This window comes from Pseudomonas sp. 2822-17, assembly GCF_002742485.1.
Taxonomy (GTDB): domain Bacteria; phylum Pseudomonadota; class Gammaproteobacteria; order Pseudomonadales; family Pseudomonadaceae; genus Aquipseudomonas; species Aquipseudomonas cyclaminis.
In genome coordinates, this window is the sequence record NZ_LJRZ01000045.1 from 1 (window position 1) to 292 (window position 292).

Consider the following 292-nt stretch of genomic DNA (forward strand, 5'->3'; position numbering starts at 1 on the left):
TATTGAACGGCACAATCGCCTGCTGCATAGATGCCATCAATATTCGTCTCCATATAAGCGTTGACCTCAATAGCCCCACTTTGGTGTAGTTGAATGCCAACCTCTTTTGCAAAACTAGTATTGGGTTTTACGCCCACTGCTATGACCACCATATCAGTGAGGTAAGTGCCCTTAACCGTTTGTACTTTCTTGACCCGTTCCTCCCCCTCGAAACGCTCTACTTTTTCACCCAGAACTATGTCAACACCCTTGCGTTTTGCCTCCGCTTCCAGAAGTTCACTCACTTCACTGT

The 292-nt window shown here is 46.6% G+C and carries 1 protein-coding gene; it reads right to left on the minus strand.

Annotation, left to right across the window (positions count from 1 at the left end; all coding sequences use genetic code 11):
- On the minus strand, nucleotides 1-292 hold a 292-nt coding region (locus tag AOA60_RS00140; RefSeq protein WP_158234998.1), incomplete at both ends, for an FAD/NAD(P)-binding oxidoreductase.